At 70.2% G+C, this 16771-nt stretch carries 11 protein-coding genes; 6 read left to right on the top strand and 5 right to left on the bottom strand.

Annotated features, from left to right (window positions below; genetic code table 11):
- Positions 1 to 606, top strand: coding sequence for a hypothetical protein (locus RM779_RS01415; RefSeq protein WP_311614897.1), 606 nt, complete (start codon positions 1 to 3; stop codon positions 604 to 606).
- A 12-nt stretch (positions 607 to 618) separates the two neighbouring features.
- On the opposite strand, the gene glgB is transcribed toward RM779_RS01415, so the two are convergent.
- The 5 genes from glgB to RM779_RS01390 form a co-directional block, all read right to left on the bottom strand.
- Positions 619 to 2781, bottom strand: a complete 2163-nt coding sequence (gene glgB, locus RM779_RS01410) for a 1,4-alpha-glucan branching enzyme (protein WP_311614895.1) — start codon at positions 2779 to 2781, stop codon at positions 619 to 621.
- Between the two features lie 20 nt (positions 2782 to 2801).
- Positions 2802 to 4286, bottom strand: coding sequence for a maltokinase N-terminal cap-like domain-containing protein (locus RM779_RS01405; RefSeq protein WP_311614891.1), 1485 nt, complete (start codon positions 4284 to 4286; stop codon positions 2802 to 2804).
- Positions 4287 to 4489: 203 nt separating this feature from the next.
- Positions 4490 to 6193 (bottom strand): maltose alpha-D-glucosyltransferase, encoded by a 1704-nt coding sequence (gene treS, locus RM779_RS01400; RefSeq protein WP_311614889.1) that lies wholly within the window; start codon positions 6191 to 6193, stop codon positions 4490 to 4492.
- Complete coding sequence (locus tag RM779_RS01395) at positions 6190 to 8226, bottom strand: alpha-1,4-glucan--maltose-1-phosphate maltosyltransferase (protein ID WP_311614886.1); 2037 nt, start codon at positions 8224 to 8226, stop codon at positions 6190 to 6192. The genes treS and RM779_RS01395 overlap by 4 nt, the downstream gene beginning before the upstream one ends.
- A 359-nt stretch (positions 8227 to 8585) precedes the next feature.
- Entirely contained in the window at positions 8586 to 10493 is a 1908-nt protein-coding gene (locus tag RM779_RS01390) for a rhamnogalacturonan lyase (protein ID WP_311614884.1), read from the bottom strand.
- Between the two features lie 267 nt (positions 10494 to 10760).
- Here RM779_RS01390 and RM779_RS01385 point away from each other — a divergent pair, with 267 nt between their 5' ends.
- The 5 genes from RM779_RS01385 (at position 10761) to RM779_RS01365 (ending at position 16731) form a co-directional block, all read left to right on the top strand.
- Positions 10761 to 12434, top strand: a complete 1674-nt coding sequence (locus tag RM779_RS01385) for an ABC transporter substrate-binding protein (protein WP_311614882.1) — start codon at positions 10761 to 10763, stop codon at positions 12432 to 12434.
- A gap of 108 nt (positions 12435 to 12542) precedes the next feature.
- The gene (locus RM779_RS01380; protein WP_311614880.1) at positions 12543 to 13547 is read left to right on the top strand and encodes an ABC transporter permease; all 1005 of its coding nucleotides are present in this window, start codon (positions 12543 to 12545) and stop codon (positions 13545 to 13547) included.
- Positions 13547 to 14500, top strand: coding sequence for an ABC transporter permease (locus RM779_RS01375; RefSeq protein ID WP_311614878.1), 954 nt, complete (start codon positions 13547 to 13549; stop codon positions 14498 to 14500). Before RM779_RS01380 ends, RM779_RS01375 begins: the two co-directional genes overlap by 1 nt.
- A 6-nt stretch (positions 14501 to 14506) precedes the next feature.
- On the top strand, positions 14507 to 15658 hold the full coding sequence (locus RM779_RS01370; protein WP_311614876.1) for an ABC transporter ATP-binding protein: 1152 nt from the start codon (positions 14507 to 14509) through the stop codon (positions 15656 to 15658).
- On the top strand, positions 15655 to 16731 hold the full coding sequence (locus RM779_RS01365) for an ABC transporter ATP-binding protein (RefSeq protein ID WP_311614873.1): 1077 nt from the start codon (positions 15655 to 15657) through the stop codon (positions 16729 to 16731). The genes RM779_RS01370 and RM779_RS01365 overlap by 4 nt, the downstream gene beginning before the upstream one ends.
- The last annotated feature ends 40 nt before the right edge of the window (positions 16732 to 16771 follow it).

The raw sequence follows: 16771 nt of genomic DNA, 5'->3' as shown, positions 1-16771 counted from the left end.
GTGGGCATGCGGGTCAAAGGTCCTTTACTGCTGGCCCTCGTGGCCGTGCTCGCCGGTACCTCCTGCTCGGGGGAATCGGACAGCGAAAGCATCGACTACGCCATTCCGGAGGACCTGTGCGACATCGCGGTCGACGAGCGAGAGTTCGCACCGCTCTTTCCGCCGGGTCGCGAAGTCGCTGTGGAGAACCGGCTGGAGGACCGGAGTGACGATCTGGACTACGTGCAGCCCTTCGGCGAGTGCGTTGTGAGTGTCGATGGGACGACGGCACTGTTCATCGACGCCATGAGCGCCAGTGATGGGGGAGTGGACGAGGGGGCCCAGGCGTACGTCGAGGATTTCCTCCGCGATGCGGAGTACGACCCCGCAGACGCGGAATGGGTCCCCAGCCCCCTGGGGGAACTTCTCGTGTGGCGGGACTTCGCCACCATGTACGTGCCCTGCGCCGCATCGCCCGCTCTCGACTTCACCGGCTTGAACGTGTCGATCCGGCTCGACTGGCCGGGCCCTTTTGATGACTACAGCGAGCAATTGTCGGAGGCCATCCAGCCGTTCGCCGAAGAGTTCATCGCCCGCCAGATGCCCGGTACGTGCGACCCTGCCTGACGCCTTCCGGGTTCAGGTGGTGGGGCGGAGCCATACCGTGGTGAGTGGGGGGAGGGTCAGGGGGAGGCTGGTCGGGTGGCCGTGGCTGGGGGTGGGGGTGGTGCGGACCGGAGTGGGGGTGGTGATGCCGCTGCCGCCGTACTCCGTCGCGTCGGTGTTCAGCGCTTCCCGCCACCTCTTCGCCACCGGGGGCACGCCGAGGCGGTAGGCGTGGCGGACCACGGGGGAGAAGTTGCTGACGGCCAGCAGGGGGGTGCCGTTGGCCGCGAAGCGGAGGAATGCCAGGACGTTGTCCGTCGCGGCGTCGGCCTCGACCCACGAAAAGCCGGACGGCTCCGTGTCGCGTTCCCACAGGGCCGGGGTGGCGCGGTAGCGGGTGTTCAGGTGGCGGACGAGGCGCTGGACGCCGGCGTGGTCGCCGGCCGCGGCGTAGGTGGGGTCCAGGACCCACCACTGCGGGCCATCCGTTTCGGACCACTCGGCGCCCTGCGCGAACTCCTGTCCCATGAACAGGAGTTGCTTGCCCGGGTGGGACCACATGAACGCGAGGTAGGCGCGCAGGTTGGCGCGCTGCTGCCACCAGTCGCCCGGCATCTTGGAGACCAGGGCGCGTTTGCCGTGCACGACTTCGTCGTGCGAGATGGGCAGCAGGTAGTTCTCGGAGTAGGCGTACACCATGGAGAACGTCATGTCGCCGTGGTGCCAGCCGCGGTGCACGGGCTCCTTGGACATGTACGTCAGCGAGTCGTGCATCCAGCCCATGTTCCATTTGAAGCCGAAGCCGAGGCCGCCGTGGTCGGTGGCGCGGGTGACGCCGTCCCATGCGGTGGATTCCTCGGCGACGGTCACCACGCCGGGGCAGCGGCGGTACACCGTCGCGTTCATCTCCTGGAGGAACGCGACCGCGTCCCAGTTCTCCCGGCCGCCGTCCGCGTTGGGGGTCCACTGGCCCTCCGCGCGCGAGTAGTCCAGGTAGAGCATGGAGGCGACGGCGTCCACCCGCAGGCCGTCGATGTGGTACTCCTCGCACCAGAACACGGCGTTGGCCACGAGGAAGTTCCGCACTTCGGGGCGGCCGTAGTCGAATTCCAGCGTGCCCCAGTCGGGATGTTCCGCGCGGCGCGGGTCGGGGTGTTCGTAGCAGGGGGTGCCGTCGAACCGGATGAGTGCCCATTCGTCCTTGGGGAAGTGCGCGGGCACCCAGTCCATCAGCACGCCGATGCCCGCCCGGTGCAGCGCGTCCACCAGGTACTTGAAGTCGTCCGGCGGGCCGAGGCGGGCGGTGGGGGCGTAGTAGCCGGTGATCTGGTAGCCCCACGAGCCGCCGAACGGGTGCTCCGCCGGGGGCATCAGTTCGACGTGGGTGAACCCGAGGTCGCGGATGTAGGGCGGCAGTTCTTCGGCGAGCTGCCGGTAGCCGAGGCCGGGGCGCCAGGAGGGCAGGTGCAGTTCGTACACGGACATCGGCGCGGCGTGCGGTGGCCGTTCCGCGCGGCGGGCCATCCACTCGGCGTCGCCCCACTCGTAGGTGCTGTGGTGCACCACCGAGGCGGTGGCGGGCGGGCATTCGGCCGCCAGGGCCAGCGGGTCGGCGTGCAGCGCGTGCGTGCCGTCGGCGCGGCAGATGTCGTACTTGTAGCGCGTGCCGGCGGCGACGCCGGGCACGAACAGTTCCCACACGCCGGTCGAGCCGAGGGAACGCATCGGGAAGCCGGTGCCGTCCCAGCCGTTGAAGTCGCCGACGACCCGCACGCCGCGCGCGTTCGGCGCCCACACCGTGAAGCGGGTGCCCGCCACGCCCTGGTGGGTCATGGGCCTGGCGCCCAGGGCTTCCCACAGCCGTTCGTGGCGGCCCTCGGCGAGCAGGTGCAGGTCCACGTCACCGAGGGCGGGCAGGAAGCGGTACGGGTCGTGGCCGCGGCTGCGGCTGCCGTCTGACCAGGTCACCACGGGGCAGCGGTCGCCCGCCTGCTCCGGGGGCAGGATCGCGGAGAACAGGCCGTCGCCCTCGGGCGTCAGCTCGGTGCCGCGGACCGCCACCCGGCGGGCGAGCGGGCGCAGGACGCGTACGAGGGTGCCGCCGGGCGCCGGGTGCGCGCCGAGCAGCGCGTGCGGATCGTGGTGCTCGCCGGCCAGCAGGCGGGCGCGTTCCGCTCCGGACAGGGTCGCATGCACAGCGGGGGACGTCCTTTCGGTCAGCCGGCGGGCTCGGCCAGGCGACGGATGGCCGCCATCGGGACGTGCAGCCACGCCGGGCGGTGCCTGGCCTCGTACAGCACCTCGTACACGGCCTTGTCCGTCTCGTAGGCGAGCAGCAGTTCCCGCTGCTCCATGGGGTCGGTGCCGGCCGCTTCCGCGTAGCCGCGGCAGTAGGCGACGCGGTTGGCGCGCGACCACTCCTCGACCCAGGGACCGCCGGTGCGGTGCTGGCAGGCGGCGTAGTCGAACGAGCGCAGCATCCCGGCGATGTCCCGCACGGGCGGTCCCGGGCGGCGCCGGTCGGTGAGCGGGCGGGCCGGTTCGCCCTCGAAGTCGATCACCGACCAGTGGGAGCCGCGGCCCCTGGGGTCGGGGGTCAGCAGCACCTGCCCTAGGTGCAGGTCGCCGTGCAGCCGCTGCACCGTGCAGGTGCCGCCGCGCCGCGCGTACGAGGCCAGCGCCTCGTACCCGCGGCGCAGCCCGGCGCGGTAGGGGCGCAGCGCGGGCACCGCGGCCGTGGCCTCGGTGAGTCGTTCGATCATGCCGGTCGCGGTCTGTTCGAGCTGGGGGCGGCGCAGCACGTCGGTGGGCAGGGCGGCGGCGAGGGCGGTGTGCACTTCGGCGGTGGCGCGGCCGAGGGAGTGCGAGGCGGAGGTGAAGTCCGTTCGATGGCCGAGGGACTGGAGGGCGAGCTGCCAGCCGTCGGTGGACCCGGCGAGGAACGGCGCGAGGACGCCGAGGGTCAGGGGCTCCGGCGCGTCGCCGCCGCCCGCTTTCGAGCCGCTGCCGGGGAAGACGGCCTCGAACCAGGCGGCGGGCGCGGGCACCCGGTCGGAGCCCGCGGCGGCCAGGGCCAGCGGCAGTTCCAGGTCGGGGTTGACGCCGGGGCTGACGCGGCGGAACAGCTTCAGCACGTGGGCGTCGCCGTAGACGACGGAGGAGTTGGACTGCTCGCCGGTGAGCAGCCGGGCCGGCAGCCCGGCGGGGATGGCGGCCTCCGGGGCCCGGCCGAAGCGCAGGGTGCCGAGGGTGCCGGGCGTGCGCATGCGTTCCAGCAGCAGTCCGGCGAGCCGCGGGTCATGCAGTGCCTCGTAGACGGCGCGCCCGCGCAGCGGCCCCTCGGTGGGTCGGCCGACGAGCGCCGGGCCCAGGGCCGGGGGGAGCGCGGGGCGGACGCCGAGCAGCAGTTGGTAGCAGTCGCCCGAGGGCGGGGCCTGGGTGCCGTCGCCGTCGGCCGGCCGGGTGCGGATCAGCAGGTGCAGCAGCCCGGGGTGCTGGCCGCCCGCGGTGCAGGGCGTCAGCTCCGTCGCGGAGACGAGGGTGAGTCCGCCGAGCGGACGGCCCTTGCCGGCGAACCAGCGCTGGCCGGGGAGCCAGCGGGAGAGCAGACCGTCAAGGGAGCGGAGCAGGGCGTTGCCCTGCGGCGCGTCGGCGAGCGGAAGCCGGGCCGGAGCCGTCCGGGGCGCGGAGCTATCCGACATGGCGTCCTTTCCCCGGGCACGAATTATGTGACGAAGTGTCCCGGATTGAGGCGTGGGTTGCCGGGCGGTGCGGGACGTGTCGTGAAGGAACGACCGTGCGGGTGAGGCCCGTAACGCATATGGAGGGCTCTGGGCAACGCTTGGCGTACGGGGAGGCTTCCCCCAGAGGGCTGGGGGTAAGCCTGTCTCGTGCCGTCCGCGGCTTATGACTCCGAGGCTTGACGCAGTCGGAACCAGTAGAAGCCGTGGCCCGCGAGGGTCAGCAGGTACGGCAGCTCCCCGATGGGCGGGAAACGCACCCCGCCGATCAGCTCCACCGGGACGCGGCCCGCCCAGGCCGCGAGATCCAGCTCGGTGGGCTGGGAGAAACGCGAGAAATTGTTGACGCACATCACCAGGTCGTCCCCGTGCTCCCGGAGGAAGGCGAGCACGGCCGGGTTGGACGAGGGCAGCTCGGTGTACGAGCCGAGCCCGAACGCCCGGTTCTGCTTGCGGATCTCCACCATCCGCCGTGTCCAGTGCAGCAGCGAGGCCGGCGAACTCATGGCCGCCTCGACATTGGTGACCTGATAGCCGTACACCGGGTCCATGATGTTCGGCAGGAACAGCCGGCCGGGATCGCAGGAGGAAAAGCCCGCGTTCCGGTCGGGGGTCCACTGCATCGGGGTGCGCACCGCGTCGCGGTCCCCGAGCCAGATGTTGTCACCCATGCCGATCTCGTCGCCGTAGTACAGGATCGGCGAGCCGGGCAGCGCCAGCAGCAGCGCGGTGAACAGCTCGATCTGATTGCGGTCGTTGTCCAGCAGCGGGGCCAGCCGCCTGCGAATGCCGATGTTGGCCCGCATCCGCGGGTCCTTGGCGTACTCCGCGTACATGTAGTCGCGCTCTTCGTCCGTGACCATTTCGAGGGTCAGCTCGTCGTGGTTGCGCAGGAAGACGCCCCACTGGCAGCCGGAGGGGATCTGCGGTGTCTTGGCCAGGATTTCCGAGACGGGGTAGCGGGACTCCCGGCGCACCGCCATGAAGATGCGCGGCATCACCGGGAAGTGGAACGCCATGTGGCATTCGTCGCCGCCCTTGTCGAAGTCGCCGAAGTAGTCGACGACGTCCTCGGGCCACTGGTTGGCCTCGGCCAGCAGGACCGTGTCGGGGTAGTGCGCGTCGATCTCGGCGCGGACCCGCTTCAGGAAGGCGTGCGACGCAGGAAGGTTTTCGCAGTTGGTGCCCTCCTCCGCGTACAGGTACGGAACGGCGTCCAGCCGGAATCCGTCGATGCCCAGGTCCAGCCAGAACCGCAGCGCCGACAGGATTTCCTCCTGCACGGCGGCGCTGCGGTAATTGAGGTCGGGCTGGTGGGAGAAGAAGCGGTGGAAGAAGTACTGCTTGCGGACGGGGTCGAAGGTCCAGTTGGAGGACTCGGTGTCGACGAAGATGATGCGGGCGTCCGAGTACTGCTTGTCGTCGTCGGCCCACATGTAGTAGTCCCCGTAGGGGCCGTCCGGGTCCTGGCGTGATTCCTGGAACCAGCGGTGCTGGTCGCTGGTGTGATTCATGACGAAGTCGATGATGACCCGAATGCCCCGCTGGTGCGCCGCGTCGACGAACTCGACGAAATCCGCCAGATCGCCGAAGTGGGGGTGCACGTCGGCGTAGTCCGCGACGTCGTACCCGCCGTCGCGCATCGGGGACTTGAAGAACGGCGGCAGCCAGAGGCAGTCGACGCCGAGCCATTGCAGGTAGTCAAGCCGGGCGGTGAGGCCCTTCAGATCGCCGATTCCGTCGCCGTTGCTGTCCTGGAAGGAGCGGACCAGGACCTCGTAGAACACCGCGCGCTTGAACCACTCGGGGTCGCGGTCGCGGTCGGGCGTGTCCTCGAATTTATCGGGGACCGGCTCATTGACGCTCATGGTGTGGGTGACCCTCCGGTCTGTGAGGACGGTCGCAGGGCCAAGATGTGGGCCGAGGAGGCGTACGCATCCGCACGGCCCGGCTCAAGCCGTACATAGTTGTCCCTGCCCCAGTAGTAGGTCTCCCCGGTGAGCTCGTCGCACACCGGGAAGGGCTCGGCACCCGTCTCCTGAGCGGGCGTCAGGCCGTAACCCTTGAGTTGCTCCATGTCCAACGAGACCGTTGCTTCGTGGGTGTGGTGGGGATCGAGGTTGACCACGATCAGCACGCAGTCGGCGTGAGGTGTCCGTGAGCGCTTCGAGTAGGCCAGGATGTGGTCGTTGTTCGTGCGGTGGAAGTGCAGATCGCGCAGCCGGCGCAGCGCGGGGTGGCTGCGGCGCAAGGTGTTCAGCTTGGTGATCAGGGGCACGAGGGAACGTCCCGCCGCCATGGCCCCGGCCCAGTCCCGCGGCCGGATCTGGTACTTCTCCGAGTCCTGGTATTCCTCGCTGCCCGGCGCCGCCGGCGTGTTCTCGCACAGCTCGTAGCCCGCGTACACGCCCCAGGTGGGGGAGAGCGTCGCGGCGAGCACCGCGCGCGTCTCGAACGCGGCCCGGCCGCCGTGCTGGAGGTAGGCGTGCAGGATGTCCGGTGTATTGACGAAGAAGTTGGGACGCATATAAGGCGCGGTGGGCCCCGACAGCTCCGTCAGATAGTCGGTCAGCTCGTCCTTGCCGTTGCGCCACGTGAAATACGTGTACGACTGCTGGAAGCCGACCTGCGCCAGGGTCCGCATCATCGCCGGACGCGTGAACGCCTCGGCGAGGAAGATGACGTCCGCGTCGGTGCGGTTGATCTCGGCGATGACCTTTTCCCAGAACACCACCGGCTTGGTGTGCGGATTGTCCACCCGGAAGATCCGTACCCCGTGAGCCATCCAGAAGCGCAGAATCCGCAGCGTCTCGGTGACCAGGCCGCGGAAGTCGTTCTCGAACGAGATCGGGTAGATGTCCTGGTACTTCTTCGGCGGATTCTCGGCGAACGCGATGCTGCCGTCCCCGCGCTTGTGGAACCATTCGGGGTGCGACTTCACCCACGGGTGGTCGGGGCTGCACTGCAGCGCGAAGTCCAGGGCGACCTCAAGGCCGAGCGCCCCGGCCGCGGACACGAAGGCGTCGAAGTCCTCCAGCGTGCCGAGGTCGGGGTGGATCGCGTCGTGCCCGCCGTCCGGCGAGCCGATGGCCCACGGCGAGCCGACGTCGTCGGGGCCCGCGGTCAGCGCACCGTTCCGCCCCTTGCGGAAGGCGGTGCCGATGGGGTGGACGGGCGGCAGGTAGACGACGTCGAAGCCCATCTCCGCGATGGCGGGCAGCCGCTCGGCCGCCGTGCGGAACGTGCCGTGCGCGGGCCGGCCGCCCCGGTGCGGCACGGGCACCTCGGAGCGCGGGAAAAACTCGTACCACGAGCCGAACAGGGCACGTTCCCGCTCCACGAGCAGCGGCAGCGGCCGGGAGGCCGTCAGCAGTTCGCGCAGCGGGTGCCGGCCGAGCACGGCCGTCACTTCGGGGGTCATGGCGGCGGCGAGCCGCACGGTGGGCGGGAGCGAGGCGTCCGCCAGGGTCACGACGGCGGCCAGGACGACGTCCTTGCCCTCGCTCTTGGGGACGGAGGCGGCGGCCTGGCGCAGCAGCTCCGTGCCCTCGGAGAGCGTCAGCTCGGTGTCGACGCCCGCCGGGATCTTGACGCGGGCCGCGTTGCGCCAGGAGGCGACGGGATCGCCCCACGCCTCGACCGCGAAGGTCCACCGGCCCTCGCGGTCCGGGGTCACGTTCGCGCCCCAGCGGTCGGTGCCGGGCGCCAGTTCGCGCATGGGCGTCCAGGGCCCGCCGCGGCCGCTCGGATCGCGGAGGACGACGTTCGCCCCGACCGCCTCCGCGCCCTCCCTGAAGACGGTGGCGGAGACCTCGAAGGTCTCGCCCGGTACGGCCTTGACGGGGCGCCGTCCGCAGTCAACGCGCGGCTGGACGTCGAGAACAGGGATACGACCGATCATTTGGGGATCACCTGAGAGCGTTGAGGGCGGACCTGGTTCCTCGAAATGAGGATTTTCCCTCGCTGAGAGGGCCTTTGTCCTTTGTATCTTCTTCGCTGCTGAGTGGCTGGTTCCGAGCATGGCCGCTCCGGTGCGCGTTCACTCGTGTGGGGGGCACCAACGGTAGGCGTCCACTGTCACGGCTACATGTCTGAAGGCTTACCTGCGGTTTCGCGCACACACCGGCAGGCCCGCCACATCTCGCGATATGGCGGGCCTGCCGTGGTGCGGGTGATACCGGTGTGATTACCGGGAATTGCTGATACGAGCTGTCAGACCGGCCATCACGGCCGTCACGTCTGTCACGTCTGTCACGTCTGTCACGGCCGTGCGGCCCCGCCGGCCGGGACGCCGGCCAGATCCGAGGGCGCCACGTCGGCCATGCCGGGGCCGATGGCGAAACCGGGGTGCGGCGGCTGGTTGTATGCCGTGTTCTGCCAGGCGATGCCGGTGCGGTACTGCCGGTCCTGCATCAGCGCCGGAATCGCGTGCTCCGTGGGAATGTCCGTCGCGTAGACGCGCAGCGCGCTGTTGTCCTCGGTGCGCCAGATGACCTCCTCGCGCCAGTCGCCGAGGATGTCGGCGGACAGCGCGGGCGTCGCCTTCGTGCCGTTGTTCGACGCCACGCCCTCGCCCGTCAGCAGCCGCGTGTCGCCGTCCGGGCCGTACTTGTCGATGTGCGTGCCGTCGAGCAGCTCGCGCGTCAGGTCGCCGTCCCACCAGCTGAGGAAGTTGGCGCTGGAGGGCTTGCGGCCGATCTCCTCGCCCGCCGTGTTCCGTAGCGAGCCGTCCGCGTTGGACCAGAACTCGGCGCCCGGGCTGCCGTCCCAGACATCGCCGCCCACGCCGCGCCCGTTGTCGCTGCCGCTCGCGGTCTCCCACAGGATGTCGCCGGTGGCCGCGTCGAGGAGGAGCGAGCCCGGCTTGCTGGAATCCTCGGAGACCTTGAACAGTTCCAGCCCGTCGCGCGCCGGATCGAGGTCGCCGAGGTGCTGGGCGTCGCCGTGCCCGGTGCCCGCGTTCCACAGCGGGCTGCCGTCGTCGTCCACGGCCATCGAGCCGTAGGCGATCTCGTCGTTGCCGTCGCCGTCGAGGTCGCCCACGGACAGGCTGTGCGAGCCCTGCCCCTCGTACTGGCCGCCCGCCTCGTCGCTGTCGAAGACCCAGCGCTGCGACAGCGAGGAGCCGTCGAAGTCCCAAGCGGCCACGACCGAACGCGTGTAGTAGCCGCGCGCCATGATCAGCGAGGGGCGCTGGCCGTCGAGATACGCGGTCCCGGCCAGGAAGCGGTCCGCGCGGTTGCCGTAGTCGTCGCCCCAGTCCGCCACGTTCCCGCGGCCGGGCACGTAGTCCACCGTGTCCACGGCCGCGCCGGTCGCGCCGTCGAACATGGTGAGGAACTCGGGGCCCTCCAGGATGTAGCCGCCGTCGTTGCGGTGGTCGGCGTCCGCGTCGCCGATGACCGTGCCCGCGCCGTCCACCGTGCCGTCCGCGGTCTTCGCCGCGACCTCGGCCGAACCGTCGCCGTCGTAGTCGAAGACCTGGAACTGGGTGTAGTGCGCGCCCGCTCTGATGTTGCGGCCGAGGTCGATGCGCCACAGCTGGTCGCCGCCCAGCGTGTAGGCGTCGAGGTAGACATTGCCCGTGACGCCCGACTGCGAGTTGTCCTTGGCGTTGTCCGGGTCCCACTTCAGGACGATCTCCAGCTCCCCGTCGCCGTTCAGGTCGCCGACGGAGGCGTCGTTGGCGACGTAGCCGTCGCCGGGCGAGCTGATGGGGATGTCGGTCTGCGCGTTCGGCATGTTCAGCGCCCGTGCCGCGTCGCGCACCTCCGCGCCGTCCGTGACCGTGCCGACGGTGTACTCGGCGTCGGCGGGCGCGCCCTCGTCGAGGAAGTTGGTGACGCCGGACAGCGGCTCGTCGGTCACCCGGGTGCCGTCCCGGTAGAGGTGGAACGCGATGTCGTCCGCGTCGGTGGCCAGCAGCCGCCAGCTCACCAGGTTGCCCTCGCCGGTGCCGACGCTGACCAGGCCGCGGTCGAGGCGGTCCATCTGGTAGGTCCCGGCGGGCAGGGCGCCCGGCGCGGCGCCGGACGCGGCCGGCGGCGTCTCCTCTTCGGACGCGTGGGCCAGCGCGGTCAGCCCGCCGGTGGCCACCACTCCGGCGAGCGCGGCAGAGAGCAGCAGCCTGCCCCGGCGCCCGTCCGTCTTTCGGTGCTCGGATCGCACGGCGATCCTCCTGATCGTGTGTGGGGGAATGTCACGGGAGTGTTGCCGCAGGGGGCGCACAAGGTTGCCGCGCGCCCGTTCGGCCGCTGAAACGGCACAAGTGCGCCTGATAGAAGGCATTCTGTCCCCCTTTATGGGGCACGTCTCAGGTCGGTATCGCCGTCCGGTATGCGGTTCACAGCTATGTACCTGCGCAGTAATGTGCCGTCCACCGAACGTCTGGCTCCGAGACAGGGCCTACCACCGCCGACCCATTGAGGTGGATCAATGCGCATAGCAAGACCCAGGGCCGCAAAGATGTTCGCGGCCGTACTCGCGATCGGCCTGATCGCGACCGGCTGCGCCAGCGAGCGCGACGACGACGAGAACGGCTCGGGTGACGACTCCCAGCCGTTCGTCTTCGGTGCCGCGGGCGACCCCGCCTCCCTGGACCCCTCGCTTGCCAGTGACGGCGAGACGTTCCGCGTCACCCGCCAGGCATTCGAGGCGCTGATCGAGCACGAGCCGGGCGGCACCGAGCTGGTGGGCGGCCTCGCGGAGACCTGGGAGAGCAACGAGGCCGGCACCGAGTGGACGTTCAACCTCCACGACGGGGTGACGTTCCACGACGGGGCCGAGCTGACCGCCGAGGTCGTCTGCGCCAACTACGACCGCTGGTACAACTGGTCGGGCACCTACCAGAACACGACGATCTCCTACTACTGGCAGACCGTGTTCGGCGGCTTCGCGCAGAACGAGAGCGAAGAGACGCCCGACCCCAACTACGTCGGCTGCACCGCCCAGGACGACCTGACGGCCGTCATCGAGGTCGCCGAGCCCTCCGCGAACTACCCGGGCGGCTTCTCCCTCCAGGCGTTCGCCATCCACTCGCCCAACGCCCTGGAGGCGTACGCCGAGGAGGAGGCGAGCGGCGAAGGCGAGAACATCACGTTCCCCGGCTACAGCCAGGAGGCCGGCACCGTCGCCGGCACCGGCCCGTTCGAGATCACCGAGTGGAACAAGGGCAACGGCGAGGTCAGCCTTACCCGCTTCGACGACTACTGGGGCGACACCGCCGGTGTCGAGGAGCTGGTCATCCGCACCATCCCCGAGGAAGACGCCCGCCGCCAGGCGCTCCAGGCCGGTGACATCCAGGGCTATGACCTGGTCGCGCCCGCCGACGTGGCGACGCTGGAAGGCGACGGCTTCCAGGTCCCGGTCCGCGACGTGTTCAACATCCTGTACCTCGGGATCACACAGGACAGCAACGAGGCACTCGCCGAGCCCGAAGTGCGCCAGGCCCTGGCCCACGCCATGGACCGCGAGAACATCGTCAACACCCAGCTGCCCGAGGGCGGCGTCGTGGCCAGCCAGTTCATGCCCGACACGGTGGCCGGCTACTCGGACGACGTCACCACCTACGAGTACGACCCCGAGCGCGCCCAGCAGTTGCTCGCGGACGCGGGCGCGGAAAACCTGACGCTCGACTTCTGCTACCCGACCGAGGTCACCCGCCCGTACATGCCGGCCCCCGCCGACATCTACGAGCTGCTGAAGGCCGACCTGGAGGCCGTGGGCATCACGGTCAACCCGGTCCCGCTCAAGTGGAACCCGGACTACACCGAGACCACCCGGGACGGCGGCTGCAACATCTACCTCCTGGGCTGGACCGGTGACTTCAACGACGGCTTCAACTTCCTCGGCACCTGGTTCGCCAGTTACATGAAGGAGTGGGGCTTCGAGAACGAGGAGCTGTTCGACCTGATGGCCCAGGCCGAGACGGAGCCCGACGAGGCCACTCGCGTCGCCCTCTACGAGGACATCAACGAGATGGTCATGGACTTCCTGCCCGGCGTGCCGATCTCCAGCTCGCCGCCCTCCATCGCGTTCTCCGCCGACGTCAACCCGCCGACGGTGTCCCCGCTCACCCAGGAGAACTTCGCCGAAGTCTCCTTCAAATAGCTTCACGTAGCTCAGGCGAGCAGGCCCTGGAAAATCCGCCCGGCCACAACACCCCGTGGCCGGGCGGACGTGTGAATTCCGGGCCCACAGAGAAAGGGGAGCCTTTCGGTGCTCCGTCTCATCGTTCGCAGGCTCCTGCAACTGATACCCACGTTGTTCGGCCTGACGATCCTCCTGTTCCTCTGGATCAACCGGTTGCCCGGCGGGCCGGCCTCCGCGCTGCTCGGCGAGCGCGCCACCGAGGCCGACCGCCGTCAGATCGAGGCCGCCCTCGGCCTCGACGAGCCGGTGTGGGTCCAGTACGGCCGCTGGATGGAGCGGCTCTTCCAGCTCGATCTGGGAACCTCCGTGCAGACCGGCCAGCCGGTCTGGGAGGAGTTCACCCAGCGGTTCCCCGCCACCGTGGAACTCGCGCTCACCGCCATCCTGATCGCCGTCGTCATCGGCATACCGCTCGGCTACTTCGCCGCCCGCAGGCGCGGCAGCTGGCTGGACGTGACCGCCGTCTCCGGCTCGCTGATCGGCGTGTGCATCCCGGTGTTCTTCCTCGCCTTCCTGCTGCGGGCCCTCTTCGCCGTCAACCTCGGCTGGCTCCCCAGCGTCGGCAGACAGTCGACAGGCATCGACGCCACGGAAGTCACCGGATTCTTCGTCCTCGACGGGCTCCTCACCGGCGAGTGGGACGCCTCCTGGGACGCCATCGAACACCTCGTGCTGCCCGGCGTCGCCCTCGCCTCCATCCCGCTCGCGCTCATCGTCCGCATCACCCGCGCCAGCGTGCTCGAAGTACTCGGCGAGGACTACGTGCGCACCGCGGAGTCCAAGGGCCTCAACCAGCGCGTCGTCCGCGGCCGGCACGTCATGCGCAACGCGCTGCTGCCCGTCGTCACGACCGTCGGCCTGGCCACCGGAAGCCTGCTCTCCGGGGCGGTGCTCACCGAGTCGGTCTTCGCGTTCGGCGGCATCGGCTCGTTCATCCAGACCGCCATCGACGGACGCGACTACCCCGTGCTGATGGGCTTCATCCTCTTCATCGCCCTCACCTACGTCCTCATCAACCTGCTCGTGGATCTCGCCTACAGCGTCATCGACCCGAGAGTGCGGGTGAACTGATGACCACCAAGACCGCAAAGATCGACCGCCTGGCCGAACTCACCGCGCGGCGCGAGACCGCCACCGGCGGCAGCCTGTGGGCGGAGGCCCTGCGCCGACTGCGCAGCAGCAAGATGGCCATGATCGGCGGCGGCATCATGGCCGTGTTCGTCATCATCGCCATCGTCGGCCCGTGGATCGCGCCCTACGACCCGACCGCGCAGACGTGGCGCGGCGAAGTCCGGGTCAACGCCGCCGTCTTCATCGGCCCCCGCGGCGACAACTGGCTCGGCCTTGACCACCTCGGCCGTGACGAACTGTCCCGCATGCTGGTCGGCGCCCGGCAGACGCTGATGGTCGGCGTCGTCTCCACCGTGCTCGGACTCACCATCGGCGCCCTCATCGGCGGCATCGCCGGCGCCGCCCTGTCCTTCGGCGGCGCGGCCGGGCGGCGCCTCGACACCGTGCTGATGCGCTTCATCGACATGATGCTGGCCATGCCCTCGCTGCTGCTGGCGGTGAGTATCGCCGCCGTCATGGGGCAGAGCCTGACCACGGTCATGATCGCCGTCGGGGTCGTGCAGATCCCCATATTCGCCCGGCTGCTGCGCGGCTCCATGCTGGCGCAGGCCGGCGCCGACTACGTGCTGGCCGCCCGCGCCCTGGGCGTGCGCCGACGGCGCATCGTGCTGGGCCACGTGCTGCCCAACTCGCTCGGCCCGGTCATCGTCCAGACCACCCTCGCCCTGGCCACCGCCATCATCGAGGCGGCGGCCCTGTCCTACCTGGGTCTCGGCAACCCCGACGCCTCGCAGCCGGAGTGGGGCGTGATGCTCGCGCAGGCCCAGCGGTTCTTCGACCAAGCGCCGATGATGGCCGTCTATCCCGCGCTCGGCATCATCATCACCGCCCTCGGTTTCACCCTCCTCGGCGAGGCCATGCGGGAAGCACTCGACCCGAAACTGCGGAGCTGATGCGTCATGTCCCTGCTTTCCGTGGACGAACTGGCGGTCACCTTCGGCGGGCGCGGCATGCGTGAGGTGAACGCCGTGTCCGGGGTGTCCTTCTCGGTGGACGAAGGCCAAGTGGTCGGCCTCGTCGGCGAGTCGGGCTGCGGCAAGAGCGTCACCTCGCTCGCGCTGATGGGCCTGTTGCCGAACAAGGGCGTGCGCGTCGGCGGCCGGGCGATGTTCCGCACCGGCCGCGGGGAGACCGTCGACCTGCTGACGCTGGGCCGCTCGGCCCTGCGCGACCTGCGCGGCACGCAGCTGGCGATGATCTTCCAGGACCCGCTGTCCTCCCTGAACCCGGTCGTGCCGATCGGCGTCCAGGTCACCGAGATCCTGACGCGCCACCGCGGCCTGCGCGGCCAGGCGGCGCGCAAGGAGGCCGCGCACCTGCTTGACCGGGTCGGCATCCCCGACCCGACGCGCAGACTGAAGGAGTACCCGCACCAGCTGTCGGGCGGGATGCGGCAGCGGGCCCTCATCGCGATGGCGGTGGCCTGCGCGCCGCGCCTGCTGATCGCCGACGAGCCGACGACCGCGCTGGATGTCACCATCCAGGCGCAGATCCTGGAACTGCTGAAGGAGCTGGTCGACGACCAGGGCACCGCGCTGCTGATGATCACGCACGACCTGGGCGTGGTCGCCGGCATGTGTGACACGGTGAACGTGCTGTACGCCGGGAAGGTGGTGGAGGCCGCCGGCCGCCGCCCGCTGTTCGCCGCCCCGGCCCATCCGTACGCGCACGGGCTGCTCGGCTCCATCCCGCGGCTCGACGCCCCGCGCGGCGAACGGCTGAACCCGATCCGCGGCTCCATCAACGACACCATCGCGTGGCAGGACGGCTGCGCCTTCGCGCCGCGGTGCGACTTCTACGTCGACGAGTGCCTGCGCGGCACGCCGCAACTGGCCGCGCTGCCCCGCGGCGCGGACGGCCACGACGTGCGCTGCGTCAACCCGGTCATGACCGGCCCCCCGGAAACGACCACCCTGCTGGACAAGCCACCCACCTCCTCCGAGGAAGCCGCCCAGGACTCCGCCTCCGACGGGGACGGCAAGGGCCCTGAGGCCGGCGCGGGTACCGACGAGGACACCGGAACGGATTCCGGAACGGAGGCATCGGCATGAGCCTGCTCGAACTGGACGACGTCAAGGTGCACTTTCCGATCAAGCGCGGGGTGCTCTTCGACCGGACGATCGGACACGTGTACGCCGTGGACGGGATTTCCCTGTCCGTGTCCGCGGGCCAGACCTACGGCCTCGTCGGCGAGTCCGGCTGCGGAAAGACGACGCTCGGCCGGGCCATCCTGCGGCTGAACGACATCACCTCGGGCCGTGTCCTCTTCGACGGCACCGACCTCGCCGCCCTGCCGGACGAGGAGATGCGGCAGTCCCGCAGGCGCCTACAGATGATCTTCCAGGACCCGCTGGGCAGCCTCAACCCGCGGCAGAACATCGAGTCCATCCTCGCCGAGGGCATGGCCGCCCACGGCATCGGCGCCTCCCGCGAGGAGCGCCGCGTGAAGATCAACGAGATCCTGGAGCGCGTCGGCCTGCCGGCCGGTGCCCTGTCGCGCTACCCGCACGAGTTCTCCGGCGGCCAGCGCCAGCGCATCGGCATCGCCCGCGCGCTCGTTCTGGAGCCCGACCTCATCATCTGCGACGAGCCGGTCTCCGCCCTCGACGTGTCCATCCAGGCCCAGGTGCTCAACCTGCTGGAGGAACTCCAGGACGCCATGGGCCTGACGTACGTCGTCATCGCCCACGACCTGGCCGTCGTTCGGCACATTTCCGACGTCATCGGCGTCATGTACCTCGGCGCCCTCGTGGAGGAGGCCCCGAGCGACTCCCTGTACGCCGAGCCGCGCCACCCCTACACGCGCGCGCTGATGTCGGCGGTGCCGGTGCCCGACCCGGATCTGGAGGACACCCGCGAGCGCATCCTGCTCCGCGGCGACCTGCCCTCCCCGGCCAGCCCGCCCACGGGCTGCCGGTTCCACACCCGCTGCCCGTGGCGGCAGCCGGAGCGCTGCGACACCGAGCGCCCCGAGCTGAAGGACATCGGCGGCGGACACCGCGTGGCCTGCCACTACGCGGCCGAGATCGCCGAGGGAACGATCCGGCCCACCACCGAGCTGGCCCCGCGCATCCTGGGCGATGCCGAGCCCGAGTCCGAGCCGCCCGGGGTGCCCGTCCCCTGACCGCCCCGCGTGGTCCCCGGGGGTGGTTTACCGGCGCCAT

The sequence above is a fragment of the Streptomyces johnsoniae genome (genome assembly GCF_031845565.1).
Classification (GTDB): domain Bacteria; phylum Actinomycetota; class Actinomycetes; order Streptomycetales; family Streptomycetaceae; genus Streptomyces; species Streptomyces johnsoniae.
This window is presented reverse-complemented; position numbering and strand designations above follow the sequence as displayed.